Annotated in this window: 22 protein-coding genes; 10 read left to right on the top strand and 12 right to left on the bottom strand. The window is 74.5% G+C overall.

Going from position 1 to position 24827, the window contains the following annotated elements; translation table 11 throughout:
- Positions 1 to 2: 2 nt before the first annotated feature.
- Together ACIPYQ_RS27965 and ACIPYQ_RS27970 are read right to left on the bottom strand one after the other, a co-directional pair.
- Complete coding sequence (locus ACIPYQ_RS27965) at positions 3 to 1616, bottom strand: hypothetical protein (RefSeq protein WP_401256311.1); 1614 nt, start codon at positions 1614 to 1616, stop codon at positions 3 to 5.
- A gap of 70 nt (positions 1617 to 1686) precedes the next feature.
- Positions 1687 to 1881 (bottom strand): hypothetical protein, encoded by a 195-nt coding sequence (locus ACIPYQ_RS27970; protein ID WP_007262923.1) that lies wholly within the window; start codon positions 1879 to 1881, stop codon positions 1687 to 1689.
- Between the two features lie 316 nt (positions 1882 to 2197).
- On the opposite strand from ACIPYQ_RS27970, the gene ACIPYQ_RS27975 reads away from it, so the two are divergent.
- Positions 2198 to 2620 carry an ankyrin repeat domain-containing protein gene (locus tag ACIPYQ_RS27975; protein WP_401256314.1) on the top strand — a complete coding sequence of 141 codons (423 nt, stop codon included), beginning with the start codon at positions 2198 to 2200 and terminating at the stop codon, positions 2618 to 2620.
- 332 nt (positions 2621 to 2952) lie between these two features.
- Positions 2953 to 4350: a HEAT repeat domain-containing protein gene (locus ACIPYQ_RS27980; RefSeq protein ID WP_361765318.1), complete on the top strand. Its 1398-nt coding sequence runs from the start codon at positions 2953 to 2955 to the stop codon at positions 4348 to 4350.
- Between the two features lie 57 nt (positions 4351 to 4407).
- On the opposite strand, the gene ACIPYQ_RS27985 is transcribed toward ACIPYQ_RS27980, so the two are convergent.
- From ACIPYQ_RS27985 to ACIPYQ_RS28005, 5 genes are all read right to left on the bottom strand, one after another.
- Entirely contained in the window at positions 4408 to 5496 is a 1089-nt protein-coding gene (locus tag ACIPYQ_RS27985; protein ID WP_401256319.1) for a hypothetical protein, read from the bottom strand.
- Complete coding sequence (locus ACIPYQ_RS27990) at positions 5493 to 6071, bottom strand: RNA polymerase sigma factor (protein ID WP_401256322.1); 579 nt, start codon at positions 6069 to 6071, stop codon at positions 5493 to 5495. Before ACIPYQ_RS27990 ends, ACIPYQ_RS27985 begins: the two co-directional genes overlap by 4 nt.
- Positions 6072 to 6145: 74 nt before the next feature.
- Positions 6146 to 7012, bottom strand: a complete 867-nt coding sequence (locus ACIPYQ_RS27995) for a biotin-dependent carboxyltransferase family protein (RefSeq protein ID WP_401256325.1) — start codon at positions 7010 to 7012, stop codon at positions 6146 to 6148.
- A complete protein-coding gene (locus ACIPYQ_RS28000; protein ID WP_401256328.1) occupies positions 7005 to 7625 on the bottom strand; it encodes an allophanate hydrolase subunit 1 in 621 nt (206 codons plus the stop codon). The genes ACIPYQ_RS27995 and ACIPYQ_RS28000 overlap by 8 nt, the downstream gene beginning before the upstream one ends.
- Positions 7622 to 8389 (bottom strand): LamB/YcsF family protein, encoded by a 768-nt coding sequence (locus tag ACIPYQ_RS28005; RefSeq protein WP_401256384.1) that lies wholly within the window; start codon positions 8387 to 8389, stop codon positions 7622 to 7624. Before ACIPYQ_RS28005 ends, ACIPYQ_RS28000 begins: the two co-directional genes overlap by 4 nt.
- Positions 8390 to 8516: 127 nt before the next feature.
- On the opposite strand from ACIPYQ_RS28005, the gene ACIPYQ_RS28010 reads away from it, so the two are divergent.
- The 3 genes from ACIPYQ_RS28010 to ACIPYQ_RS28020 all read left to right on the top strand — a co-directional run bounded on the left by ACIPYQ_RS28010 (position 8517) and on the right by ACIPYQ_RS28020 (position 15903).
- Entirely contained in the window at positions 8517 to 10022 is a 1506-nt protein-coding gene (locus tag ACIPYQ_RS28010; RefSeq protein WP_401256331.1) for a hypothetical protein, read from the top strand.
- A gap of 253 nt (positions 10023 to 10275) precedes the next feature.
- Positions 10276 to 11178: a hypothetical protein gene (locus ACIPYQ_RS28015; RefSeq protein WP_401256334.1), complete on the top strand. Its 903-nt coding sequence runs from the start codon at positions 10276 to 10278 to the stop codon at positions 11176 to 11178.
- Between the two features lie 54 nt (positions 11179 to 11232).
- A complete protein-coding gene (locus ACIPYQ_RS28020; RefSeq protein ID WP_401256337.1) occupies positions 11233 to 15903 on the top strand; it encodes a hypothetical protein in 4671 nt (1556 codons plus the stop codon).
- Positions 15904 to 15996: 93 nt separating this feature from the next.
- On the opposite strand, the gene ACIPYQ_RS28025 is transcribed toward ACIPYQ_RS28020, so the two are convergent.
- Complete coding sequence (locus ACIPYQ_RS28025) at positions 15997 to 16437, bottom strand: hypothetical protein (RefSeq protein WP_401256338.1); 441 nt, start codon at positions 16435 to 16437, stop codon at positions 15997 to 15999.
- A 386-nt stretch (positions 16438 to 16823) separates the two neighbouring features.
- Here ACIPYQ_RS28025 and ACIPYQ_RS28030 point away from each other — a divergent pair, with 386 nt between their 5' ends.
- Genes ACIPYQ_RS28030 through ACIPYQ_RS28045 form a run of 4 tightly spaced genes read left to right on the top strand, consistent with a single transcriptional unit; the run spans position 16824 to position 21165 of the window.
- Complete coding sequence (locus ACIPYQ_RS28030) at positions 16824 to 19649, top strand: nitrate- and nitrite sensing domain-containing protein (protein WP_401256341.1); 2826 nt, start codon at positions 16824 to 16826, stop codon at positions 19647 to 19649.
- Entirely contained in the window at positions 19646 to 20083 is a 438-nt protein-coding gene (locus ACIPYQ_RS28035; protein WP_030016314.1) for a roadblock/LC7 domain-containing protein, read from the top strand. The genes ACIPYQ_RS28030 and ACIPYQ_RS28035 overlap by 4 nt, the downstream gene beginning before the upstream one ends.
- Before the next feature lie 10 nt (positions 20084 to 20093).
- A complete protein-coding gene (locus tag ACIPYQ_RS28040) occupies positions 20094 to 20558 on the top strand; it encodes a DUF742 domain-containing protein (RefSeq protein ID WP_361769310.1) in 465 nt (154 codons plus the stop codon).
- Positions 20539 to 21165: a GTP-binding protein gene (locus ACIPYQ_RS28045; RefSeq protein ID WP_401256345.1), complete on the top strand. Its 627-nt coding sequence runs from the start codon at positions 20539 to 20541 to the stop codon at positions 21163 to 21165. The genes ACIPYQ_RS28040 and ACIPYQ_RS28045 overlap by 20 nt, the downstream gene beginning before the upstream one ends.
- Positions 21166 to 21407: 242 nt before the next feature.
- Here the strand turns inward: ACIPYQ_RS28045 and ACIPYQ_RS28050 are convergent, their stop codons facing one another.
- The 4 genes from ACIPYQ_RS28050 to ACIPYQ_RS28065 are packed head-to-tail and all read right to left on the bottom strand — an operon-like array spanning position 21408 to position 24175.
- On the bottom strand, positions 21408 to 22598 hold the full coding sequence (locus ACIPYQ_RS28050; protein WP_361769312.1) for a lipid-transfer protein: 1191 nt from the start codon (positions 22596 to 22598) through the stop codon (positions 21408 to 21410).
- Entirely contained in the window at positions 22595 to 23050 is a 456-nt protein-coding gene (locus ACIPYQ_RS28055; protein WP_401256348.1) for a Zn-ribbon domain-containing OB-fold protein, read from the bottom strand. Before ACIPYQ_RS28055 ends, ACIPYQ_RS28050 begins: the two co-directional genes overlap by 4 nt.
- A 32-nt stretch (positions 23051 to 23082) precedes the next feature.
- Positions 23083 to 23451, bottom strand: a complete 369-nt coding sequence (locus ACIPYQ_RS28060; RefSeq protein WP_361769315.1) for a DUF962 domain-containing protein — start codon at positions 23449 to 23451, stop codon at positions 23083 to 23085.
- Positions 23452 to 23464: 13 nt separating this feature from the next.
- Positions 23465 to 24175 carry a M15 family metallopeptidase gene (locus ACIPYQ_RS28065; protein WP_401256351.1) on the bottom strand — a complete coding sequence of 237 codons (711 nt, stop codon included), beginning with the start codon at positions 24173 to 24175 and terminating at the stop codon, positions 23465 to 23467.
- 29 nt (positions 24176 to 24204) lie between these two features.
- Between ACIPYQ_RS28065 and ACIPYQ_RS28070 the strand changes: the two genes are divergently transcribed.
- Positions 24205 to 24717 carry an NUDIX domain-containing protein gene (locus tag ACIPYQ_RS28070; RefSeq protein ID WP_361769319.1) on the top strand — a complete coding sequence of 171 codons (513 nt, stop codon included), beginning with the start codon at positions 24205 to 24207 and terminating at the stop codon, positions 24715 to 24717.
- Positions 24718 to 24827: the final 110 nt, after the last annotated feature.

Raw genomic sequence — 24827 nt, forward strand, 5'->3', positions numbered from 1 at the left:
GCCTACGGCGCCTCGGCCGGGACCTCCGGGACCCCCGAGCCGTTGACGGCCCAGCCCTGCGCCGGCGGCAGCGCGTGGAGGGGTTTGCCCGGGCCGCGGCCCGGGCCCTGCTGCCGACCCGGCAGCAGCTCCAGCACGGCCTGGCGGTGCACCGCGTTCGTGGCCTCGTCGTACGGGTCCGGGGTGGCGGGCACCTGCAGCCGGTGCACGGGACCCGTGCCGAGCCGGGCGTACCCGCGGCCGGGCGGCACCTGGGCGGTCGGGGTGGTGTGCGGCGGCAGCCCCAGCACGTCGGCGATCTGCTGGATCCCGGCGGGCCCGAGGACGATCCGGGCACGGGTGTGCTGCCAGACGGCGTCGTTGAGCAGTTCCAGGTGATCGAAGTGCTCGGCCACCACCACCGTGACGTGCGCGGGCCGGCCGTGCCGCAGCGGCACCTGCAGCTGGGCCAGCGGGTCGGGACCCCCTTCGGCGACCGAGAGATGGGCCAGCACGCTCGGCTGGTCCAGCAGGATCCACAGCGGGCGCCGGGTGTCCTCGGGCGCCGGCCGGCCGGACTCCCGGGCCCGGTGGGTGGCGATGAGCCGCCGCTCGGTCTCCTGCGCGGCCCACTCCAGGGTGGCCTGCGCCCCGGTCGGCCCGCATTCCACGGCGAGGACGCCGGCGCGGCCCGACAGGCAGGCGTAGTCGCCGCTGCCGCCGCCGTCGACGATCAGTACGTCGCCGCCGTGCCGCAGGGCCTGCAGTGCGAGGGAGCGGAGCAGGGTGGAGGTGCCGGCGCCGGGCTGGCCGACGGCCAGCAGGTGGGGCTCGGTGGAGCGGGGCCCGGTGCGCCAGATCACCGGCGGCACGTCGCGGGGCTCGTCGCCCTCCAGTACGGGCAGGGTGCGCTGCACGCCGCCCGCGTCGGTGAAGCCGAGCACGGTCTCGCCGGGCGAGGTGACGAACGGCTGGGCGGCGATGCCCGTCGGCAGCGCCGCCAGCACACTCAGGTCGAGCTGGTTGCCCTCCTCGTCCCAGTCGAAGAGATACTCCCGTCCGCGCCCGGACTTGGCGTGCAGCAGTGCCTCGATCCGGGCCCGTGAGGCGGCCTCGCCGTCGGTGAAGTAGGCCGGGTAGCGGATGTGGAGCCGGGTGACGCGGCCCGCCTCGTCGAATTCGTAGCCGCTGAAGGCCTTGTCCCAGTCCCCGCCGTGGGCGAAGAGGGGGGTCGGGTCCTCCGGGATGGAGAAGTACGGCACGAGGGCTTCGTAGAGGGAGCCGAGCCGTTCGGTCTCGGCATCGCTGGGCCCGGTCTTCGCCGGGGTGCGGTCGCGTCCCTGCCAGGCCGCGGCCGCCATGAGGGTGATCAGGGCGAGGAGCGGACCGTAGGGGACGAGCGCGACCACGAGGACGCAGGCGGCTCCCAGGAACAGCGCGGGACCACGCTTGTCCTTGGGGGTCTCGGACCACCTGCGCCGCCCGGCCGAGGCCAGGATGCGCAGCCCGCGTCCGATGGTGAGGAGCGGATGGAGGACGTCCGTGGCGGTGTCGGCGGCCGTGCGAGCGAGGTCGCGGCCCCGGGACAGCGACGCGGTGCCGCTGCTGAGGATGCGGGGAAGTGGGCGCCGGGCCACGGGCGTCTCCTGGAGTTGTGGGTGTGACGGGTGCTTCGGGTGTTGCTGGTGGCGCTGCGCGATGGCCGGGCTAGAGCTTGATCCCGCCGAGCAGGCTCGCGAGGCTCGCCGTGCTCGCCGTGATGCTCGGGGCGATGGCGGAGCCGGCGAGGAAGAAGCCGAAGAGCGCGCAGACGAACGCGTGCGTCAGCTTCATCCCGTCCTTCTTGAAGAAGAGGAAGCAGATGATGCCGAGCAGGACCACGCCTGAGATGGACAGGACCATGAGGAGTTCTCCTGGTTGGTGGGGACAGTCACCATCAGTTCTTCCAGGCTCACAGGAAGTATCAATGCGACAAAAGGTGCATACGAGTGAATTCCTGGGTTTTTCACTTGACCGGCTCAGCCCGGCTGGCGCGTCCGGCGCACAGGGGGTCGGGGGTGATCCTTGCCTCGGCCCGGCCCGGACATGTGCAGGCCAGGGCGCTACTCTGGCGATTCACCCGTACGGACGCAGTGCCGTGCACCCCCCTGCCCGCCCGTCCCGGGGACGCGGTCGCGGGGCGGACCATGTCAGCAACGAGTGAAAGGCGGTACGAACGATGAGCGAGCAGGCTGCAGAAGGAGCCGGTTCCCAGGGCGTCCCCGACGAGGACGTCATCGAACTGGCCACCAAGATCTTCGACCTCGCCCGTCAGGGTGAGACCGGGACGCTCACCGCCTACCTCGACGCCGGGGTCCCGGCGAACCTCACCAACGACCGCGGCGACACCCTCGTCATGCTCGCCGCCTACCACGGCCACGCCGACGCGGTGTCGGCCCTGCTGGCCCGCGGCGCCGAGGCCGACCGCGCCAACGACCGCGGCCAGACCCCGCTCGCCGGGGCGGTCTTCAAGGGCGAGGAGGCCGTCATCCGCGCCCTGCTCGCCGGCGGGGCCGATCCGAACGCCGGAACCCCCTCCGCCGTGGACACGGCGCGCATGTTCGCCAAGGCCGACCTGCTGGAACTTTTCGGAGCCAAGTAGTCCGCTTTTGGCTGGGATCTGGCCGTGCCCGGCCGGTTCCCCACCTCACAGGTTGGTCACGGCGGCCGTAAATGTGGTCGCGGTGCACAAACCGGCTGGGCCATCATGGCGTCGGATTCGATTCGCGAGCACGGGGGGCGGGCCGGAGCGGGTAGGACACGAAGGGTGTCCCGGCCCGACCCGGCCACCATGGTCACGAAGAACTGACGAGAGTGAGAAGGCAATGGTCTACATCGAGCGGAACATGACGGCGGACGTCCTCACATGCTGTTACGCGGCCTTGTGAATCCCGATTCCCGGTTGCGTCCCCAGCTTGATTTGAGGCCATTCCCATGTTCGAACCAGTCATAGCACCGAGCGGTACCCTGCTCGGGCTCCTCCAGCGCGGCCGCGGCGACGGCACGCTGCACGCACTCGCGGCACCCAGGGCGGAGGCCCTCGAGGCCCTCAACCAGTGCGTGCTCCGCGACCCGCGCCAGGACTGGCAGGTCGAGAACCGCTCCTTGTACTACGCCCGGCTCTACCTGGACCTCAACGGTCCCCTGGGCGAGATCGAGCACCACCTCTTCAGCGCCGACGACCTCGTCGACGAAGAGGACCACCGGACCGGCCTCGCCCTGTCCGTCCTGGGCCACCTGGCCTCGTACGGCCGCGACGACGCGCTCATGCTGCTGCGCCGCTACGCCGCCTCCGGGGCGAACTGGGCCTGGGCCCTCGACGAGCTCGCCCTGCGCGACGACGACGAAGGCCTGAGGTCACTGGCCACCCCCGTCCTCGCCAGATTCCCCGCCACGGCGGAGGGCGAGGCGCGGCTGGCCGCCGCCGTACGCGACGCCTACGAGCCCCGGCCGTGGTGCCTGTGGGAGGAGACCCCGCAGCACGGCGAGCGCCTGCGCGCCGCCCGCCAGCAGGGCTCCTTCGACCGCTGGCAGCGCCAGCTGACCCCCAGCGGCCCCCGGCCCGGCTGGGGAGTCCAGGCCGTCTTCGACTGGGCCGCCGACGGGCTGCGCCGCGGCACACCGCTGCACGTGCCCGCCGCACGCTGTCTGGCCGCCGTGGCCCAGCCCGAGGACCGCTCCGCGATCCTCGCGGCCGCCGCCGGCGCCTCCGGCGAGGCCGCCCGCGCCACCGCCCTGCACCACCTGGTCCTCGCCGAGCCGGAGAACCCGGCCGTGCTGGACCTCATCGAAGCCGCCGCCGACGAACCCGCCGTGGCCGCCTACGAGCGCATGTGCGGCCCCGGGGCCGTCGAACGGGCCCGGCGCTGGATCCACCGCCCCGACGCCCTGGGCGCGGCCGCCGCCGCCATCCTGGCCGCACGGGGCGGAGCAGAGGACGCGGAACTGGTCCTCGGCGCGCTGCGCTCCACCGTCCGCGGCTCGGGCCCCGACACCCGGCGGCTCTACGCCCTCGTCGACGGAGCCGGCCGCCTGGCCATCGGCTGCGCGGCCCCCGTGCTGCGCCACATCTACCGCGAGACGGCCTCGTCCCACCTGCGCGGCCGGGCCGCGCGGGCCCTCGCCAGCACGGACCCCTCCTTCGCGGCGGGCTTTGCCGTCGAATGCCTCTGGGACTGCGAGGAGACCACCCGCGAAGTGGCGGCCCACCACGCCGAGACCGCCGACGCCCGGGTCGCGCCCCGACTGCGCCGCCTGGCGACGGACCCGGCCGAGGAAGAGGACGTCCAGTCGGCCGTACGCAGCCGGATCGCCCCCGAGTCGGCCGTGTAGCCCGCCTCGTCGCGGGCGCGCGGACGCCCCGGCCCTGAAGGGGCCGGGGCGGGGGGCTCATCGCGAGGACGCGGCGGGCGGTGCCGGAGGGAGCTGGGGACCGCCCTGCAGTTCCCTGAGCCTGGCCTGCGCCTCGGCCCATTCCTCGCCGGTCGACGAGGAGTCGATCTCGCAGGGCGTGACCTTGGACGTCTCCTTCACGCCGTACCCGACCTTCGCGTAAGGGCTCGACGGCCTCGCCGGCTTGGTGAGCACGAGGGTGTACCCCGGAGGGACCGTCTTCGAGTTGATCCGCAACCGGGGTGTCGTCGTCCCGACGGACACCTCGGCCTCGTGGTCGGCCTGCGGGCCCCGGTAGCCGCCCCCCAGGTGCGTGCACTCCGACGCGGGCTTCTTCTCGATCACCGCGACGCTGACCCCCTGGGCCTGAAGGCTCTGGACCAGTGCGGCCAGCCCCTCCGGCGCGGGAACGTCGACCTCGATGGTCCTGCCGGGGTCCTTCGGGGGCTCCGAGCGCGCCTTCAGGGCTTCTTCCAGGCCCTCGGAGAAGTCGATCGAGCAGGACGGGACCTTGGCCGTCTCGACCACGCCGAAGCCGATCCCGTGTTCACCCAGCGGGTAGTAGTCCGCCCACGGGAAGATCAGCGTGTGGCCCGGTGGGACCGTCTTCGCGTTGACCTTGAGGACGAAGTCGTCATCGCTGTGCTGCAGGATCTCGGCCTCGGGGTCGGCCTGCGGACCGCGGCCACCGCCACCGAGCTCGGAGCACTGGGACCGCGGCCGCTTCGGGACCAGCGCGACCTGGACCCCCAGCTCCTTCAGCCGGTCCACGAGGGCCGGAACCTGGTGCTGTTCGGGCAGCTTGAACCGGAGCGAGCCGTCCGGGTCCTTCTTGATCTCGGGCGCGTCCGTGGCCGAGGGGCTCGGCGAGCCGGTGGGACCGCCGGCGGGCAGCGAGCCGTTGCGGGTGCTGCCGGGTACGACCATCACGGCGACGACGACGGCCGTGGCGACTCCCACCGCGAGCGGGATGCCGTAGCGGCGGGCGAAGGAGCGGGCGGGAGCCGGGGCCGGGGCCTCCTCCGGGAGGCGGGCCAGCAGCGCCGCCTTGAGCCGGTCCTCGAACCCGCTGGGCCTGGTGCTCATCGGGCTGCCTCCAACTGCGGTTCGGTGACGGCGGCGGGCCCGGTCCCGCGCAGCGCGCGGCGGGCCCGGTGCAGGCGGACGCGGACGGTCGCCTGGGTGACCCCGAGGGCCTGCGCGGCCTCGGCCGGGGTGAGTTCGTCGATGACCACGAGGTCGAGGGCGGCGCGCAGCGGCTCGGAGAGCGAGGCGTGGCGCTCGGCGAGGGACCTGAAGGCCCGCTGGGCGTCGATGCGTTCCTCCAGGGCGGCGACGTCCTCGTCCTCCAGGAGGCGGCGGCCGCTCAGCCGCGCCAGGGCGCCGCTCTCGCGGGCGAGTCCGCGGGCGTGGCCCGACAGGACGTTGCGTGCTATCCCGAACAACCAGGCGATCGGCGCCCCCCTGTGGGGCCGATAGCCGGAGGCCGAGCCCATCGCCGCGAGGAAGATGTCCGCCGTCAGGTCCGCCGCCAGGTGCGGGTCGGCGACCCGGCGGGTGACGAAGCCGAGCACGGCGTCGATGTGCTCCTCGTAGAACGCGCCGAACCCGTCGTGCGTGGTGAGATCCGGTGGCCCGGTCTTCTGTCCTGGGCTGCGCACCCTGGTTCCTCCCCTGCGTCGGGGACCCGGTCGGCCCCCTCACTCCGTACTTGGCCGGAGCCCCCGAAAACGTTTCACCGGGACCGCAGGAACCGCACGGGAGTCCCCGGCCGGGCCTGCGCCGCCGCGTCCAGGGCCGGGCCCGGCGGGACCACGCCCACCACCGGGTAGCCGCCCGTCACCGGGTGGTCGGCCAGGAACACCACCGGCAGGCCGTCCGGCGGGACCTGGACCGCGCCCAGCACCATGCCCTCGCTCGGCAGCTCCCCGGGCCGGGCGCGGACCAGCGGCGGGCCCGCCTCCGTGCGCAGGCCGATCCGGTTGGACCTCGCCGACACCCGGAACTCCGCCCGCCACAGCCCGGCCAGCGAAGCCGGCGCGAACCAGTCCGCGCGCGGTCCCGGGCGGAGCGGGAGCAGGAGTTCCGCGGGCGGCCCGGGCAGGGCGCAGAGGTCCGCCCCGGGCACCGGATCCGGCCCGGCGGGGCCCACCGGCAGCCGCATCCCGGCCGACAGGACGGCCGGCCCCAGGCCCGACAGCAGGTCCGCCGAGCGGCTGCCGAGGACCGGCGGGACGGCCAGGCCTCCCCGTACCGCGACGTAGCTGCGCAGCCCCGATTCCGCCGGGCCCACCTCCAGCTCCGCCCCGGCCGGCAGCCGGACCGCCGTTCCCCAGGCCGCCGGGCGACCGGAGATCCGTACGGAACAGGGGGCGCCCGTGACCGCCACGACCGTCGCGGCGAGCGCCCGCAGCCCGGTCCCGTCCAGGGTCGTCTCCAGCGCGGCCGCGCCCGCCGGGTTGCCGAGCAGCCGGTTGGCCAGCGCGTACGCCGCCGTGTCCAGCGCCCCCGAGCGCGGGACGCCCAGGTGCGCGTATCCCGGGCGCCCCCGGTCCTGGACCGTCGTCAGCGCGCCCGGCCGCACCACCAGCAGCTCAGTCACGGCCCGCCTCCGTGAACCGCACCCGGACCCCCGGCGCGAACAGTGCCGCCGGTTCCCGCTCCGGGTCCCAGAGCACCGCGTCCGTGGAGCCGATCAGCTGCCAGCCGCCGGGGGAGGGGCGCGGGTACACCCCCGCGTACGCGCCGGCCAGCGCCAGCGAGCCCGCCGGGACGGCCGTACGGGGCGTGTCGCGGCGGGGGACGTGGAACCGTTCCGGCAGCCCCGTCAGGTAGCCGAAGCCCGGCGCGAAACCGCAGAAGGCGACCCGGAACACGGTCGCGCCGACGATCCCCGGCACCTCGCGCGGGGCGACCCCCCACAGCCGGGCCACCTCCCCCAGGTCCGGGCCGTCGTACCGCACCGGGACGGTCACCAGCGGCCCCTCCGCCTCCGCCAGCGGCGGCACCTCCCACCGCGCGATCCGGGCACCGAGCGCCGCCGGGTCCCGTACGCCGTCCAGCAGCACGGTCCGCGCCGCTGGCACCAGGTCCCGTACGGGGCCCAGCTCGCCCGCGTCCCGGCGGCGCAGCAGCTCGGCGTGGAGCGCGGCCACCTCCGCGGCCGAGTCCAGCTCGATCAGCAGCGCCTCGCCGCCCACCACGAGGGGCCTCACGCGAAGGCCTCCACGCGGACGCCGGCCGCGCCCAGCGCCTCCCGGACCCGCCGCGCGAGCACGGCCGCGCCCGGGGTGTCCCCGTGCAGGCACAGCGAGCGCGCGGCCACCGGGACCGGCGATCCGTCGGCAGCCGCGACCGTTCCCTCGACGGCCATCCGCACGGCCCGCGCCACCACCGCGTCCGGATCGTGCAGCACGGCTCCCGGCTCGGTGCGCGGTACGAGCGTCCCGGTGGGCGTGTAGGCGCGGTCGGCGAAGGCCTCCGGTACGGCGGCCAGCCCGGCCCCCTCGGCGGCGGCGAGCAGGAGCGATCCGGGCAGCCCCAGGACGGGCAGGCCCCCGGTGGCACCGGAACCGGCGGCCAGCCGGACGCCCGCGACCACGGCGGCGGCCTGGTCGCCGTCGTGCACGGTCCGGTTGTAGAGCGCTCCGTGCGGTTTCACGTACGACACCCGGGCGCCGGCCGCCCGCGCGAACACCTCCAGCGCGCCGATCTGGTACGCCACCTCGTCCGCCAGCTCGCCGGCCGGCACGTCCATCGCACGCCGTCCGAAGCCGGCCAGGTCGCGGTAGGAGACCTGCGCGCCGATCCGTACGCCCCGCTCCGCGGCCCGTTCGCAGACCCGGCGCATGATGGACGGGTCCCCGGCGTGGAAACCGCAGGCCACGTTGGCGCTCGTGACGACGGAGAGCAGGGCCTCGTCGTCGGTGAGCGTCCAGCGCCCGAATCCCTCGCCGAGGTCGGCGTTGAGGTCGACCACGGCAGCGGATGCGATCATGGAATCCATGCGCTGAGCGTAGAGCAGGCGTCCGACGGTTCGGCCGGGGACGATCCGGCCGAACCATGCCGTTTGGGATGTTGTCAGCAACAGCGCCTAGTCTTTGTCCGTGACTCTCCCAGCCCCGGCGAAGACCCTCCCGTCCCCGGCGCCGGGCCCGGCCGCCGACGAGGGCCTGGCCCGGCGGCTGCGCGCCCTCGCCTGCACCGCCCCGCTGCACGACCTCGACGTACGCAAGGCCAATCTGGCCGGCGAGTACGGGGTCTACGCGATGGCGGAGGTCGCGCTGGCCGCGATCGACCTGGTCACGCTCAACATGGACTTCGACACGGGCGCCGACCACGAGCAGATAGTGGCCAGGCTGCTGCCGCGCGTCGCGGCCCAGGCCCCGTCCCGCCCGGCGTCCGAGCATGAGCGGGTGGCCCGCTGGGTGCTGGAGAACCTGATCAACGTCGGCAGCGTCGACCGCGGCTTCCGTGCGATCTATGGCACCTTCGGCCCCGACGGGGTCTACGTGCGCCGGGACTACGACTTCAAGCTGATCGAGGAGGTCCCGGGCTACGGCGGCGCCGTCTACCTGCGCACCACCGACGAGGCCGTCAACGTCCTGGTCGGCGCCCTCGACACCGACGTCACCAGCGCCCAGATCGCCGCCGAGGTCAAGCTGGAGGTGCTGATCAGCCGCGGGCGGCTGGCGGACGCCCAGCTGGCCGCCGAGCAGGCCCGCTACCGGACCGTCCAGTACGCCGAGACCCTGCGCCGCACGCTGGACGCGACCCGGCGCAACGTCCGCGCGGTGGACTGGCTGCAGGCCGTGCCCGACATGATCGCCGAGGCCCTCGACCACGTCGCCGACCGCTACCGGCACGAGAACGCGATCCTGACCAACATCCGCAAGGCGCGCGACGAGGCCGAGGAGCCGGAGAGCAAGCGCCGGGCAGCCGAGCTCGTCGACATCGTCAAGGACTGCATCCGCCGCCACACCCAGCTCCAGTCCCGGCTGCTGGACGCGGGCCCGCTGTTCCGCGCCGAGCAGGACCGCCAGGCCTTCGCCGCCCCGGCGCCGCGCTCCGGCATCGACCTGTACGGCCAGCTCGTCGCCCCGATCCTGCCGCTGCCGGTGGAGCAGGCGCGCCGGGTGACCGACGCCTTCTTCGCCTCCGGCGCGGGACTGCGCACGCCCGTCTCGGTGCGCGTGGCCGACCTGGTCGAGATCCTGCTCACCCCGCCCGTGGAGCGCGAGCACCTCGGCGCGGAGATGCCCGAACCGGACCTCATCGCCACCCCGGACGACAGCCGCTTCAGCGAGGAGCAGCTCGCCGCTGCGAAGCAGCTCCTGGACCTCCCGCACGACGCACCGCGGCGGCTGTCCGGGCTCCTCGCGCAGGCCCGGCGCAGCGATGCGGACCTGCCGTACCTGGTGGCCCTGCTGGCCGTCCACGCGGCGAGCCCGGCCGTCGGCACGGCGTACCGGCAGGGGGAGGAGCGGCTGCTCTTCGCCGTGGACGACGGCACGCAGCTCGACGACCCCGAGTTCGGCGGCGCCGACCTCATCGTCGGCACGGCCCTCCTCGACGCGGCCGGCATGGCCGCCGACCGCGCGGAGTCCTCATGACCACCGCCCCGATTTCAGCCTCGCCGACTCCCGATTCAGCCCCTCCGGCTCGCCATTCAGCCCCTCCGGCGTTTGAGGAGCGGGGTCTGGGGCGGAGCCCCAGGAAACCCGGCTCCGCCGGGCACCGGGCTCTGCCCGGACCCTCCCCCAGCTACCGCTGGGAGGTGCCCCCTGCTCAAACGCCGGCGAGGCTGAATCGGGCTCGCACCACCCGCACCACCCGCACCATCCGCACCGCCGAGGAGACGTACCCGTGAGCGACCACCACGCCGAGCCCACCGCGTGGAGCGAGCCCGTGCAGCCGGTCACGGCCGCGCCGGCGCAGGGCGCCGCCCCGGTGACCCCGGCGGATGCCGCCGACGCGGCCCGGCTCGTCGCCTTCGGGCTGCAGCCCAAGCTGCTCCCCGCCCGTGACGCCGAGTACGCCGAGCTGCTCCGCCGCTACCGCGAGGACCCCGGCTTCGGCCGCCTCGCCGACGCCGTCGCCACCGGCCTCGGCCTCGTCGTCCTGGAGGTGTCCCCGCGCGCGGGCATGGCCGTGGCCGCCGGCGAGGACTCCGTCTTCGCCGTGCGGATGGGCGACTACGCCCGCCGCACCGCCGCCGACTCCGCCGACCGCTTCCTGCACGGCCTGGCCCACCTCGCCGTCGCCGCCCTCGCCTTCCCCCGCCCCGAGGACCTCGCCGACGACGGCTACATCGGCCGCATCACCGTCAACGGCGTCGACTCCTTCGTCCGGCAGACCTGCCGCCGCCTGGAGGAACGCGCCGAGGAGCTCGGGGAGAACACCGACCCGGCCACCGACGCCCCCGGCCTGGAGGCCGCCTGGCGCGTCTACGCCCGCCGCAGCGCGACCGGCGCCACCAAGGACGCCCGCCGCCTGGCCGGCTCCACCACCGGCATCGTCGGCAAGGCCGCCGCCTTCCTCACCGATTCCGGTTTCCTGCAGCGCACCGGCGACGAGTCCGGCGGCACCTACCGCACCACCCCCCGCTACCAGCTCCAGGTCCGCGACATGGCGGGCAGTGCGGCCATGGCCGAACTCCTGGAACTCGGCGTGGTCCCCGTCACCGACGGCTCCGCCACCCTCCTGCCGCCGCCCGAGGGCGACGACCTGGACCTGGCCGCCGACGCCGGGCTCCCGTTCCACGCCTGAGCCACCCGTCCTCCGTACGCCCTGAGTCACCAGACACCACGAGAGTCCGCCGCCATGTACGAGCTGTCCCGGATCCGCCTCTACTCCATCGGGCCTGCCGGCGCGCGCTACGCCGACACCGTGCTCGACCTGCGCGGAGTCGGCGAGCCGGTGCCCCACCCGGCGCCGGCCCAGGCGGAGTTCTTCGAGGACGAGCCCACCGGCCCGCCGCGCCGTCCCGCGCCCGCCGGCGTGCTCTTCCTGGAGAACGGCGGCGGCAAGTCCGTCCTCCTCAAGCTGATCTTCTCGGTGATGCTGCCCGGCCACCGCAACACCCTCGGCGGCGCGAGCTCCGGCGTCCTGCGCAAGTTCCTGCTCGCCGACGACTGCGGCCACGTGGCCCTGGAGTGGCAGCACACCCAGACCGGCGAGTGCGTGGTCGTCGGCAAGGTCAGCGAATGGCGCGGCCGCCAGGTCTCCAACGACCCCCGCAAGTTCGCCGAGGCCTGGTACTCCTTCCGCCCCGGCCCGGGCCTCGGCCTGGACAACCTGCCCGTCGCCGAGGCCACCGCCGTGCGCGCGCCCGCCGAAGGCGCCTCCGGTGCCCAGGGCCGCCGCCGCACCATGAAGGGCTTCCGCGACGCCCTCACCGAGGCCGGCAAGGCCTACCCGCACCTCGAGGTGTACTTCGAGGAGATCCACGACCGCTGGAACGAGCACCTCACCGAACTCGGCCTCGACCCCGAACTCTTCCGCTACCAGCGCGAGATGAACGCCGACGAGGGCGAGGCGGCCGGCCTCTTCGCGGTGAAGAAGGACTCCGACTTCACCGACCTCCTGCTGCGCGCCGTCACCGACACCCGCGACACCGACGGCCTCGCCGACCTCGTCCACGGCTTCGGCAACAAGCTCGGCCGCCGCGCCGAACTCATGGCCGAACGCGACTTCACCGCCGGCTCGGTGGACCTGCTGACCAGGATCGTCGAGGCCGCCGGGACCCGCTCCCGGCTGCGCGACGTCCACGCGGGCGCGGAACGCCGTACCCGCACCCTCGCCCGGCGGCTCTCCGCCCGCGCCGCCGAGGAACGCGGCCGCGCCGCCGACCTCGCCCAGCAGGTCACCGCAGCCGCCCACCAGGTCACCGCCGCCGACTCGGCGCGCGCCCGCACCGCCGCCGTCTCCGCCGAACTCGCCTACCGGCACGCCTCGCTGGCCCTGACCGTCGCCGACAAGGCCGCCGCCGCGCAGCGCCGCGAGCTCCTCGAAGCCCGCACGCTGCACTCCGCCTGGCAGGCCGCCGAGATCGTGCTGCGTCACCGCGCCGCCGCCGACCGCTCCGCCCGCGTCGCCGCCGCGATCCTGGAGGCCGAGCGGGACGCCGCCCCCGCGCTGGCCGCCCGCGCCACGGCCGCAGGCGAGCTCGTACGGGCCCTGCACACCGCCGCCGAGCACGGCGAGCGGCTCGCCAACGAGGAGGAGGAGCGTTCCGCCGCCCTCCAGGCCACCGGCGAGGACTCCCACCGCGACGCCACCGCCGCCGCCACGGCCGCCCAGCGGGCCCGCAGCGAGGCCGAGCACCTCCGCTCGCGCCTCGCCGAGGTCCAGCAGGAGACCGCCGAGGCCGTCCGCGCCGGCTGGCTCGACGACTCCGCCCCCGACGCCGACCCGGCGCGCGCGGCCCTCGCCGCCACCGACGCCGAGAAGACCGCCGTGGCCGCCTGGGACGAGGCCCGGGAGGCCGCCCGCGCGGCCGCCGAAGCCGCCCGCGAGGCCGCCGCCGCCGAATCCCGCGCCGAGCTCACCGCCGCCCGTGCGGCGGACGCCGCCGAGGCCGCCGAGGCCGCCCACGACGCCGAGTACCGGGCGGCGGCCTCCCTCGCCGCGGCCCCGCGCCTCGCCGAGCTGCTGGGCCTGCCCGCCACCCAGGCCCCGGCCTTCCCGCGCCCGCGCAGCGGTACGCCGGCCGGCGCGGGCACCGGCTCCGACACCCCCGAGCCCGGCCACCCCGCGGCCGCCGACGGGCTGACCGTCGCCGACCTCGACCGCAACGCCGACGACCTGCGCACCCTGCTCACCGACGGGGTCGCCGCGGCCGAACGCCAGCTCTTCGAGCTGCGCACCGCCGCCGCCGACGACTCCCGGATCCTCGGCGCCCTCGGCGACGGCGGCCTGCTGCCGCCCGGCCCCGACGTCCTCGCCACCGTCGAGTACCTCGGCGAGCACGGCATTCCGGCCCTGCCCGGCTGGCGCTACCTCGCCCAGTCCGTGGACCCCGCCGACCACGCCGCCGTCCTCTCGGCCCGCCCCGAACTCGTCGACGGCGTCGTCATCACCGACCCCGACACCCACACCCGGGCCCGCGAGGTCCTCTCCGGCGCCGCCCTGCTGCCCCGCTCCACCGTCGCCGTCGGGACCGCCGCCGCCCTGCTGGCTCCCGTACCGCCCGCGGCCGACACCGACACCGCGGTGTTCCTCGTCCCGCCGAACCCGGCCATGCACGACGAGCACGCCGCCGACGAGGAGCGCCAGGCCCTGCGCACCCGCGCCGGCGCCCGCGACACCGAGATCCGCGAACTCGCGGCCCGTCTCTCCGGTGACCGCGAGCTCGCCGCCCGCCTCACCTCCTGGCGCACCGGCTGCCCGCCCGGCCGCCTCGCCGAACTCGCCGAACAGGCCGCGGCCGCACGGTCGTTCGCCGAGGAGACCGACGCCGAGCTCGCGGAGGCCCGTACCGTACGCGCCGAGGCCGACGAGGCCGCCTCCGACGCCGCCCGCGTCCGCGAGGAGCGCCAGGACACCGCCCAGCGCGCCCGCCGCGTCGCCGACGCCCTCGCCGGCCTCGCCTTCCGCCTGCGCGAGCGGGCCGGCTGGCAGGCCAGGCTCCGCGAGCTCGCCGACGAGGCCGCCGAGTCCGAGGCCCGCGCCGAGGTCTGCCTGGACCGGGCCCGCGCCGCCGACGAGGACCGCCGCGCCGCCCAGCGCGCGGCCGACGACGCCCGCCGCACCGCCCGCGCCCTGCGCGCCGAACGCGCCGAGATCGCCGGCGCCCCCGACCAGCTGCCCGACGCGGACGGGGACGGCCCGCGGGTCCCCCTCCCGGACCTCCGCGAGGCCTACCGCGCGGCCTCCCAGCTCTACGAGAAGGTGGGCGTCGGCGCCGACCTGCGCGCCGAACAGGCCCGTGCCGAGAGCGACGAGAGCGCCGCCCTCGCCGAACTCGACCGCCTCACCAACAAGGTCCGCACCCGCGCCGCCCAGCTCCTCGAAGGCACCGACGGCGCCGACGGCCCCTCCCGGCAGGCCGCCGCCGCCCGCGCCGAGTCCCTCGTGCAGATGCTGGAGACCCGCGCGTCCACGGCCAGCGAGCAGCTCGGCCGGCTGCGCGGCGAGGCCGAGCGGCACGCCCCCGCCGAGGGCGAGGCGCACACCGAACTGCCCGAGGAACTGGTCCCCGAGGACGTCGAACAGGCCCAGGCCCTGCTCCGTACCGCCACCGCCCAGCTCGCCGCCCACACCGCGGCCGTGGAGAGCGCCCGCGCCGCCCACGCGGACCTGCTGCGCGCCCACCGCACCGCCGAGGACGGCGCCGGCGGCTTCGACGAGACCGCGGCCCTGCTGCGCGACCTCCTGCGCGACCACGCACACGCCGAGGACGAGCAGGAGCCGGTGCCCCACCCGGGCACCCTGGAGGAGGCCCGCCAGTCGGCCACCGAGGCCCGCCGCTCCCTGCGCGGCTGCGCGGCCGACCTCTCGGCCGCCGAGTCCGCGGTGCGCGAGGCGAGCGACATCCTGGTCCGGCACGCCAACGCCACCCGCTACGAGCAGGTACGCACCCCTGCGCGCCAGCAGATCCGGGAACTGCCCGCCGCGGCCCTGCCCGAGCACGCGGCGGCCTGGGCGGCGGCCTTCGCGCCCCGGCTGCGCGTCCTCACCGACGAACTGGCGCAGCTGGAGCGCAACCGCGACAGCATCGTCGACCGCCTGCGCGGGCTCGTCGAATCGGCCCTGGCCACGCTCCGCTCCGCGCAGCGCCTCTCCCAGCTGCCGGAGGGCCTGGGCGAATGGTCGGGCCAGGAGTTCCTCCGGATCCGCTTCGAGGAGCCGGACCAGGCCACGCTCACGGAACGGCTCGGCGAGGTCATCGACGAGGCCACCCGCGCGGCCGTGAAGAAGAACAGCACCGCCTCCTTCGGCGAGGGCCGCCGCGACGGCATGTCCCTGCTGCTGAGGGGCGTCCAGGCGGCCCTCGAACCCAAGGGCATCTCCGTGGAGATCCTCAAGCCGGACGCGGTGCTGCGCGCCGAACGCGTCCCCGTCGGCCAGATGGGGGACGTCTTCTCCGGCGGGCAGCTGCTCACCGCCGCGATCGCCCTCTACTGCACGATGGCGGCGCTGCGCAGCAACGACCGCGGCCGCGACAAGCACCGTCACGCGGGCACGCTGTTCCTCGACAACCCGATCGGCCGCGCGAACGCCACGTACCTGCTGGAGCTCCAGCGGGCCGTCTCCGACGCGCTCGGCGTCCAGCTGCTCTACACGACGGGCCTGTTCGACACCACGGCCCTCGCCGAGTTCCCGCTGGTGATCCGGCTGCGCAACGACGCGGACCTGCGGGCGGGCCTGAAGTACATCAGCGTCGAGGAACACCTGCGTCCGGGCCTGCCGCAGCAGTCCCCGGAGGAGGAGACCATTCACGGCGAGATCACCGCCACCCGGATGTTCCGCCGCAGCGGCGTCGCTTCCTGACGCGCGCCCCGCACCGCCCGGCGCCGGGGCGCCTCACGGGCTCCGGCCCGCTGTACCGGACCCCGTTCGCCGGAGGGCGGGGCCCGGCCGCCGTCAGGGGGCCGTGGAGCGGCCGAAGGCCGTCAGGGGGCCGTCGTCCCGGGGTATTCGGCCCGGGGCGGCCTCGCGGGCGGCCCTGCGGGCCTCACGGCGGCGGCTGCGCGCCGTGCTGCTCGGCTGCGAGAGGACCCCGTACCGCTGGTTCCACATCTGCCGGGTGATCAACACGTCCAGCACGCCCCAGGTGGCCACGATCGTCCCCGCTATCGCGCCGAGCGCCATCGGCAGGGCCAGCCAGGAGCCGGTCAGGGTCAGGAAGAACGTGATCGCCGCCTGGGTCAGGGTCACGGCCACGATCAGCACCGCCCGCACCGCGGAGCTCCGTACCGGATCGGGCATCCGGCGCCGGCGGGCCGGCTCCTCCACCCACAGCCCCCGCCCCGCCGCTCCGGCGTACGTGCCCGCACCCGCCCCGCCGCGCTCGTCACTGCTCATGGTCCGCTCACTCCCCACGCCGCGGTCCGCCATGCCTACCCACCACGTCTACCCCCGACGTGGCCCTCGAACAGACAGACGTCCGGCGGCATCGAGAGATTCCCGGATCGCGGATGCCTTCACGCGCCCAGATGATCGCGGAACGAACAATTCCAGCCATCCATCAGGTTGCAGGAACTGACGCCCCACCAAGTGTCATCTGCCACATATCGGGCCGCTCTTGACCGGAAGTGTCGGACAACTGGTGATCTTCCTTTGGGGGTCCGGCCGAAAACGTCCGGACACGCCTTCGAACCTACTCCGGAGCAGTAGTAGGCTCACGCCGTTTAAATGACGGAACACCGACCCCCGGTAACGGGGTTGACCTGGGGGAGGCTGGGGAGGCCATGCGCTTTCGCGGGAAGTCCATCCGCCGGAAGATCGTGGCGTTGCTCCTTGTGCCGCTCGTCTCCCTGACCGCCCTCTGGGGCTTCGCCACGGTCATCACCGGCCGTCAGGCGATCCAACTCTTCGACGTGGCCTACGTGATCGACAAGGTCGGCTACCCCGTCGAGGACTTCGTCCGCGTCATCCAGAAGGAACGGCGCCAGACCCTCGTCGTCCTCGGCGACCCGCGGGCCGCCACGGCCACCGCCGAACTCACCAAGCGCCGTGCCGAAACCGACGCGGCCGTCGAGCAGATCAGCGTCAGCGCACGCGACGCCAAGGTCATCGACGAGCTGAGCTCGCAGAGCGCCCAGCGCCTGCGCTCCATCGTCGGCGCCTTCCAGGGCATCGGCGCCATGCGCCGCTCCGTCGACCAGAACGCCCTGGACCCCACCCAGGCCCTGGAGCTCTACAACCGGCTGGTCGACCCCTGCTACGACTTCCTCATGAACCTCCACGGCCTGGACAACGTCGAGGTCGACAAGGAGGGCCGCGCCCTCGTCGGCATCAGCCGCGCCCGCGAGCTGTTCTCCCGCGAGGACGCCGTCGTCGCCTCCGCCCTCGCCGCGCGCAACGTCACCGCGCCCGACGTGCGCCACGTCTCCGACTACGCCGCGAACCGCACGCTGCTCTACGAGTTCAACCTCGTGACCCTCCCCGCCGACGACCGGGAACGCTTCGAGCTGTACTGGAAGGACGCCCAGACCAAGACCCTGCGCGACGCCGAGGAACGGTTCATCGCAGGCGGCGCGGTCAACAAGCCGCGCAGCGTCACCCCCGCCCAGTGGGACGAGGCCGCCGCCAAGGTCCTCGAGGACCTGGCAGCCATGAACACGGCCGCGGGCGACCGCTACCAGCAGCGCATCGAACCCGTCGCCATGGACGTCATGATCCAGGCCGCGGCCGCCGGTGTGCTCGGCTTCCTCGCCCTCATCGTGTCCCTGGTCCTCTCCGTGCGCATCGGCCGCGACCTCGTCCGCGACCTGTCCCGGCTGCGCAAGGAGGCCCACGAGGCCTCCGGCGTCCGGCTGCCCAGCGTGATGCGCCGCCTCGCCGCCGGCGAGCAGGTGGACGTGGAGACCGAGGCGCCCCACCTCGAATACGAGAAGGACGAGGTCGGCCAGGTCGGCCAGGCCCTCAACACCCTCCAGCGCGCCGCGGTCGAGGCCGCCGTCAAGCAGGCCGACCTGCGGCGCGGTGTCTCCGAGGTGTTCGTCAACCTGGCCCGCCGCAACCAGGTGCTGCTGCACCGCCAGCTGACCCTCCTCGACACCATGGAACGCCGTACCGAGGACACCGAGGAGCTCGCCGACCTCTTCCGCCTCGACCACATGACCACCCGCATGCGCCGCCACGCCGAAGGCCTCGTGATCCTCTCCGGCGCCGCGCCCTCCCGCCAGTGGCGCAAGCCCGTCCAGCTGATGGACGTCGTGCGGGCCGCCGTCGCCGAGGTCGAGGACTACGAGCGAATAGAGGTGCGCCGCCTCACGCGCCTGGGCATCGTCGGCCCCGCCGTCGCCGACATCACCCACCTCATCGCCGAACTCCTGGAGAACGCCACGGTGTTCTCCCCGCCGCACACCGCCGTCCAGGTGCACGGCGAGCGCGTGGCCAACGGCTTCACCCTGGAGATCCACGACCGCGGCCTCGGCATGACCCCGGAGGCCCTGCTCGACGCGAACCTCCGGCTCGCCGAGACCCCCGAGTTCGAACTCTCCGACACCGACCGCCTCGGCCTGTTCGTCGTCAGCCGCCTCGCGCAGCGCCACAGCGTCAAGGTCGTCCTCCAGCCCAGCCCGTACGGGGGCACCACCGCGGTGGTCTTCCTCCCCGTGGCCCTGCTCACCGATGCCCCCGAGACCAACGGCAACGGCGTGCGCCTCGAAGGCGACCGGGCCGCCGCCCAGCCCGTACGGGCCGCCTCGCCCGCGAAGGCCGGCCACGCCGGTCGCACGGCGGCCGAGCGGCCCGCGCCCGCCGCCGTGGAGCGCGCCCCGTCCGGCCGCCCGCTGCCCGCCGCCGAACTGCGCGGCCCGGTCGAGCTGGAGGCCCCGCTCGTGGGCCGCGGCCTGGACCCGCTGGACGGCCTCGACGACCCCGCCGTCCTGAACGACGCCACCGCCGGGATCTCCGGCCGCAACGGCGCCGCCGGCCGCCCCGTCATGGCCACCCTCGACGACGAGACCCCGCCGAACGGCACCCCCCGCAGCGCCCTGCTGGGCCTGCGCCCGGCGGACCGGCCGCACACCGACCGGCACGCCGAGCGGGGCGGTGCCCGCAAGAACGACCGCGACCGCGAATCGCTCGCCCCCACCGGGCCCGTCCGGCTGGAGACCCAGCGCGTGGAGGCCTCGCGACCCGACGCCCCCCGCGCCCCGGGAGCCGTACCCCTGCCGCGCCGCCGCCCCGCCCCGACCCTGGTCGCCGACCACGGCCGCCGGGTGGAGCGCCCGGTGTCGGTGGTCCCGCAGCCCGCCTCCGCCCCGGCGGCCGGATCCGGTGACACGGACCCCGCACCCGGCCCGGGCACCGGCGGGCTGCCCCGCCGGGTCCGCCAGGCCAGCCTGGCACCCCAGCTCAAGAAGACCCTGTCCGCCGCACCCGCCGAGGCTCCCACCGACCAGGGGGCCGACCGCGACGCGGAAGACGTACGTACGCGCATGTCCGCACTCCAGCGAGGCTGGACGGCGGGCCGCAACCAGCACGCACCGCAGCAGTCCGAGACCGAGGCAGGCACATCCGCCGCCGGCGGTCCCGGATACGAGAACGAAGGGGACGGTCGATGACCGCACCGCAGACCGGCAACGACACCAGGGGCCGCGGCTCCGGCCCGCTCAACTGGCTCCTCGACGAGCTCGTCGACCGGGTCGGCTCCATCCGCAAGGCGGTGGTCCTCTCCGGCGACGGCCTGCCCACCGGCAGCTCCAAGGACCTGACCCGCGAGGACAGTGAGCACCTCGCGGCCGTGGCCTCCGGTTTCCACAGCCTGGCCAAGGGCGTCGGCCGGCACTTCGACTCCGGCCGGGTCCGCCAGACCGTGGTCGAACTCGACGAGGCCTTCCTCTTCGTCATGGCCGCGGGCGACGGCAGCTGCCTGGCCGTGCTGGCCGACGCGGACTCCGACGTCGGGCAGGTCGCGTACGAGATGACGCTGATGGTCAAGCGAGTGGGCGACCACCTGGCGACCGCCCCGCGCACCGGGCTGCCAGCCGGAGGGTGAGTCGTACGGCATGAGCGATTCAGGCCAGGACCACTCCACCGACACCCACGTCGCCGCCGGCATCGGCTTCCCCGTCGACCCGTCGGCCGACGGCCCCGACCACGCGCACTGGTTCGACGACGACGCGGGTCCCGTCGTACGCCCGTACGCCATGACCCGCGGCCGGACCAGCCATGCGGGTCAGCACCGCCTCGACCTGATCGCGCTCGTCGTCGCCGAAGCGGCGGCCGACGATCCGGTCTGGGACATGACCCTCTCCCCGGAACACGCCCACATCCTCGGGCTGTGCCGGGGCCGGCCGCAGTCGGTCGCCGAACTCGCGGCCGACCTCGACCTCGCGGTCGGGGTCGTACGCGTCCTCATCGGCGACCTGGTCGACGAGGAACTGGTCCATGTGACCAGGCCGGTACCACCGGCCGAACTGCCCGATGAATCCATTCTGCGTGAGGTGATCGATGGCCTTCGGGCGCTTTAGCCGCACCGGTGCCATGCACGCGGTGTCGCCGGTCGAACCGCTGACCTTGAAGATCCTGGTCGCGGGCGGCTTCGGGGTGGGCAAGACCACCCTGGTGAGTGCGGTGAGCGAGATCAGACCGCTGCGGACCGAGGAGCGGCTCTCCGAGCCGGGCTCCGGTGTCGACGACACCGGGGGAGTGGAGGGCAAGAGCACCACGACCGTGGCCATGGACTTCGGGCGCATCACGCTCCGCGAGGACCTGGTGCTGTACCTGTTCGGCACGCCCGGACAGGACCGCTTCTGGTTCCTGTGGGACGAGCTGGCCCAGGGCGCGCTCGGCGCCGTGGTCCTCGCCGACACCCGCCGCCTCGCCGACTGCTTCGCGGCCGTCGACTACTTCGAGCGGCGCGGGATCCCGTTCGTGGTCGCGGTCAACTGCTTCGACGGCGCCGACCGGCACCCCGTGGTGACCGTACGGACGGCACTCGACCTCGACCCCGGGGTACCGGTGCTGCTGTGCGACGCACGGGACCGGGAGTCAGTGAAGGACGTGCTGGTGGGGGTCGTGGAACACGCGATGTCCCTGGCGCGCGAGCGGCGCCGGAGCCTGTCCGCGGGGGCCTGACGGGCGGCCCGCACAGGGGCCGGCGCGGCGCCCGAACGAGAGGTCCGAAGGGTGTCCGCACGTGGAGCTCGGAAGGGCGTCCGCACGACGGGCCCGACATGGAGGCGACCCGTACCCCCGCCGACTGGGGTACGGGCCGCAGCTCTCACGGGGGGTTCGGGGTCCCGGTCGCGGCGCGGGACTGTGGAGCGAGTGTGAACCTGCCGCAGGGGGCCGTCAAGCGTTCGGACAACACGACCTGTTCAGCGCACGGCGACGACGGCCGATCCATGCCCGAACAGCCCCTGATTGGCCGTGATCCCGGCCCTCGCCCCCGGCACCTGCCGGTCCCCCGCCGTACCGCGCAGCTGCCACGTCAGCTCGCACACCTGCGCGATGGCCTGCGCCGGCACCGCCTCCCCGAAGGAGGCCAGCCCGCCACTGGTGTTGACCGGGATCCGGCCGCCCAGCGCGGTCGCCCCCTCCCGGACGAGCTTCGCCCCCTCGCCCTCCCCGCACAGCCCGATGTCCTCGTACCACTCCAGTTCGAGGGCGGTGGACAGGTCGTACACCTCGGCGAGCGAGAGCTCGTCCGGCCCCAGCCCCGCCTCCTCGTACGCGGCGCGCGCGATCGACGCCCGGAAGGATCCGGCCGCCGGATCCACGGCCACCGCCGAGTCGGTCGCGATGTCCGGCAGGTCCAGCACCGTCCGCGGATAGGTGGGAGTCACGGTGGACACCGCCCGGATCCGCACCGGATCGGCCACCCCGCGCGACCGCGCGAAGTCCATGCTGCTCAGCACCAGCGCCGCGCCCCCGTCGGAGGTGGCGCAGATGTCGAGCAGCCGGAGCGGATCCGCGACGACCGCGGAGGCCGCGACCTCCTCGGCGCTCACGCTCTTGCGGTAGCGGGCGTACGGGTTGAGCACCCCGGCCGCCGCGTTCTTCACCTTGACCTGGGCGAAGTCCTCCGGAGTGTCCCCGTGGACGGCCATCCGGCGCCGGGCGTACAGCGCGAAGTACGCCGGGTTGGTGGCGCCGAGCACGCGGAACCGCAGCCAGTCCGGATCGTCCGGCCGGTCGCCGCCCGCCGGGGCGAAGAACCCCTTGGGCGCCGCGTCCGCACCCACCACGAGGACCACGTCGGCCAGGCCCGCCAGGATCTGCGCGCGGGCCGCGCCGATCGCCTGCGCCCCGGACGCGCAGGCCGCGTACACGCTGGTCACCCGTGCGCCCTGCCAGCCGAGGGCCTGCGCGAAGGTGGCACCGGCCACGTAGCCCGGGTACCCCGAGCGCACGGTGTCGGCGCCGACGATCGACTGCACGTCCGTCCAGTCCAGTCCGGCGTCCGCGAGCGCCGCCCGCGCGGCGGTCCGGCCGTATTCGACGAAGCTGCGGCCCCATTTGCCCCAGGGGTGCATTCCGGCCCCGAGGACGGCGATGTCGGCGCTCACGCGGCCCCTCCCACCGGCTTGAACCGCCAGGTGGTCCAGACGGTTTCGGCGTCCTCGTTCAGCACGCCGCCCACCACCTCGACCTCCGTCCCGACCGCCAGATCGGCGACCCCCACCCCGGGCACCGCCTGCCCCAGCACGACCATCCCCTCGGCCTCCAGCTCCACCGCGACCAGGGTGTACGGCTCCCAGGGCGCGCCGGGGTCGGACACGTACGGCGCGGGCGGCCGGTAGCGCCCGTCGGTGCAGGACCAGACCCGGCCCCGCGGGGACAGCGGCACCTCCGACAGGTCGCCGTCCCCCGTGCAGTGTGGATTGCGGCAGTACGCGTCCTCGCGCGGGAAGAACACCGCGGTACAGGCAGAGCAGCGGGTGCCGAGCAGCCGGAAGCCGCCGTCCGGACCGTCCTCGGTGAACCACCCGTTCACGACGGGTGTGCGTGTGCGTGCCAAGACCCCTCCCTAGCCAGACTTCTGACGGATCGTCAGAAGTCTGTCACGGGCGGGCACCCCTGGCACGGGTTCTCGGCGAGCCACTTCCGGGCGATCTCGCCCAGCTCCGCGTCCCGCCCGGCCAGCATCATCCGGATCATCTGCGCGTCCCCGCGCAGCGACCATCCCGGATGACCGAAGGTGGCCGGATTGTTCCCCTCGATCAGGAAGTGCGCCGGCCAGGCGGTCCCGTATCCGATCAGGGGGAGCGCGGCGAGGTAGCGCTTGCGGCCCCGCGCCACCCCGTAGACGCTCAGCGCGAGCCCCGTGAGCGTGCCGGTGAGATGGATCCAGCGGGTGGCGGCCCGGGAATGCATCGCGACGTAGTACGGCCAGAATTCTTCGTACGAGCTGAAAGTCATGCGGGCACGGTACTCACGGGCGCACGGAGGCGACAGCGACGGGGAAATCGAAATACGTGTCCGGATACGCCTCCGGCTTGTACGTGAAGTGCCACCACTCCTCGGGAAGATTCACGAAGCCCTGCTCGGCCAGCGCACCCTTCAGCAACTGCCGATGGGCACGGGCGGCACCCGTGACCCGCGGATCATCGGTGTGCGAGAGCGGATCGAAGAAGTCGAAGGCGGTCGCCATGTCCACCGGCCGGCCCGACAGTTCCTCCAGGGTCACATCGAGCGTGCTCCCGCGACTGTGCCCGGACTTCTCCGCGATGTACCCCTCCGGAATCAGCCGGTTCCGCTCCACGTTCGGATAGAACTCCGCCTTCGCCGCCGCGTCGTCCGGGCCGTCCGCCTCCCGCGCCCACCGCACGAACCGGTCCACCGCCCGCTGCGGCCGGTAGCAGTCGTACACCCGCAGCGCGTACCCGCGCCGCAGCAGCCCCCGCTGCGCCCGCCGCAGCGCCTCGGCGGCGGGCCGGGCCAGCAGGCACACGGGCTCCTCGTACCCGTCCACCACCCCACCGGTGAAATTCCGCGCACCGGCGTACCGCATGTCCTCCCGGACGCTCGGATCCACTTCGCGCAGCGCCACGAACCCGGGCCCGGACCCGTGTCCGGGCCCGTGCCCGGAGGGCGCCGCCGCCCCGCCGGCCAGCACCGCGAGCACACCCACAACAGCCGTCATCCGCATACCCCTTGGCATACCATCGCCGGATGCCGGCACAGCTGAAGGACTCGCACTGCTCCACCTGCGGAGCGCCCTACGCCACCCCCGCGTGGCCCCGCTCCTGCACCGCCTGCGGGGCGACCGCCTACCGCAACCCGCTCCCGGTGGCCGTCACCCTCCTCCCTGTCGAGGATGTTGACGGAACCGGCCTCGTGGTCATCACCCGCACCATCGAGCCGGCCCTCGGCGGCGTCGCCCTCCCCGGCGGCTTCATCGACTTCGGCGAGGACTGGCGCGACGCGGTCGTCCGCGAGCTCCGCGAGGAGACCGGCATCACGGCCCCGGCCTCCGAGGTCACCCTCGCCGACGCCCTGAGCTCCCCGGCGGGCCACCTCCTCCTCTTCGGCCTCCTCCCGCCCCGCCGCGCCGCCGACCTCCCCGCCTCGAAGCCGACGGACGAAACCACGGGCTGGCACATCCTGCACACCCCGTCCCCCCTGGCCTTCCCCCTCCACACCCAGGCGGCCGCCGCCTGGTTCGCGGGCAAGTACAACCCGTAGTCCGGAACTGCTGCCAAGGACCTCTCAGTCCCGCCAGGCCACCAATCCAGCCTCGCCGGCGTTTGAGGCGCGGGGTCCGGGGCGGAGCCCCGTTCTTGAACCCGCGCCCG

It is taken from the genome of Streptomyces sp. NPDC090045 (genome assembly GCF_044747975.1).
Lineage (GTDB): Bacteria > Actinomycetota > Actinomycetes > Streptomycetales > Streptomycetaceae > Streptomyces.

What these genes read in the sequence shown, in the direction of transcription:
- ACIPYQ_RS28025 (WP_401256338.1), bottom strand. Translation starts at nt 16,437, where the DNA reads ATGAGCAGTGACGAGCGCGGCGGGGCGGGTGCGGGCACGTACGCCGGA.
- ACIPYQ_RS27980 (WP_361765318.1), top strand. Translation starts at nt 2,953, where the DNA reads ATGTTCGAACCAGTCATAGCACCGAGCGGTACCCTGCTCGGGCTCCTC.
- ACIPYQ_RS27985 (WP_401256319.1), bottom strand. Translation starts at nt 5,496, where the DNA reads ATGAGCACCAGGCCCAGCGGGTTCGAGGACCGGCTCAAGGCGGCGCTG.
- ACIPYQ_RS28070 (WP_361769319.1), top strand. Translation starts at nt 24,205, where the DNA reads ATGCCGGCACAGCTGAAGGACTCGCACTGCTCCACCTGCGGAGCGCCC.
- ACIPYQ_RS28060 (WP_361769315.1), bottom strand. Translation starts at nt 23,451, where the DNA reads ATGACTTTCAGCTCGTACGAAGAATTCTGGCCGTACTACGTCGCGATG.
- ACIPYQ_RS27970 (WP_007262923.1), bottom strand. Translation starts at nt 1,881, where the DNA reads ATGGTCCTGTCCATCTCAGGCGTGGTCCTGCTCGGCATCATCTGCTTC.
- ACIPYQ_RS28065 (WP_401256351.1), bottom strand. Translation starts at nt 24,175, where the DNA reads ATGACGGCTGTTGTGGGTGTGCTCGCGGTGCTGGCCGGCGGGGCGGCG.
- ACIPYQ_RS28030 (WP_401256341.1), top strand. Translation starts at nt 16,824, where the DNA reads ATGCGCTTTCGCGGGAAGTCCATCCGCCGGAAGATCGTGGCGTTGCTC.
- ACIPYQ_RS28020 (WP_401256337.1), top strand. Translation starts at nt 11,233, where the DNA reads ATGTACGAGCTGTCCCGGATCCGCCTCTACTCCATCGGGCCTGCCGGC.
- ACIPYQ_RS27975 (WP_401256314.1), top strand. Translation starts at nt 2,198, where the DNA reads ATGAGCGAGCAGGCTGCAGAAGGAGCCGGTTCCCAGGGCGTCCCCGAC.
- ACIPYQ_RS28040 (WP_361769310.1), top strand. Translation starts at nt 20,094, where the DNA reads ATGAGCGATTCAGGCCAGGACCACTCCACCGACACCCACGTCGCCGCC.
- ACIPYQ_RS28045 (WP_401256345.1), top strand. Translation starts at nt 20,539, where the DNA reads ATGGCCTTCGGGCGCTTTAGCCGCACCGGTGCCATGCACGCGGTGTCG.
- ACIPYQ_RS28035 (WP_030016314.1), top strand. Translation starts at nt 19,646, where the DNA reads ATGACCGCACCGCAGACCGGCAACGACACCAGGGGCCGCGGCTCCGGC.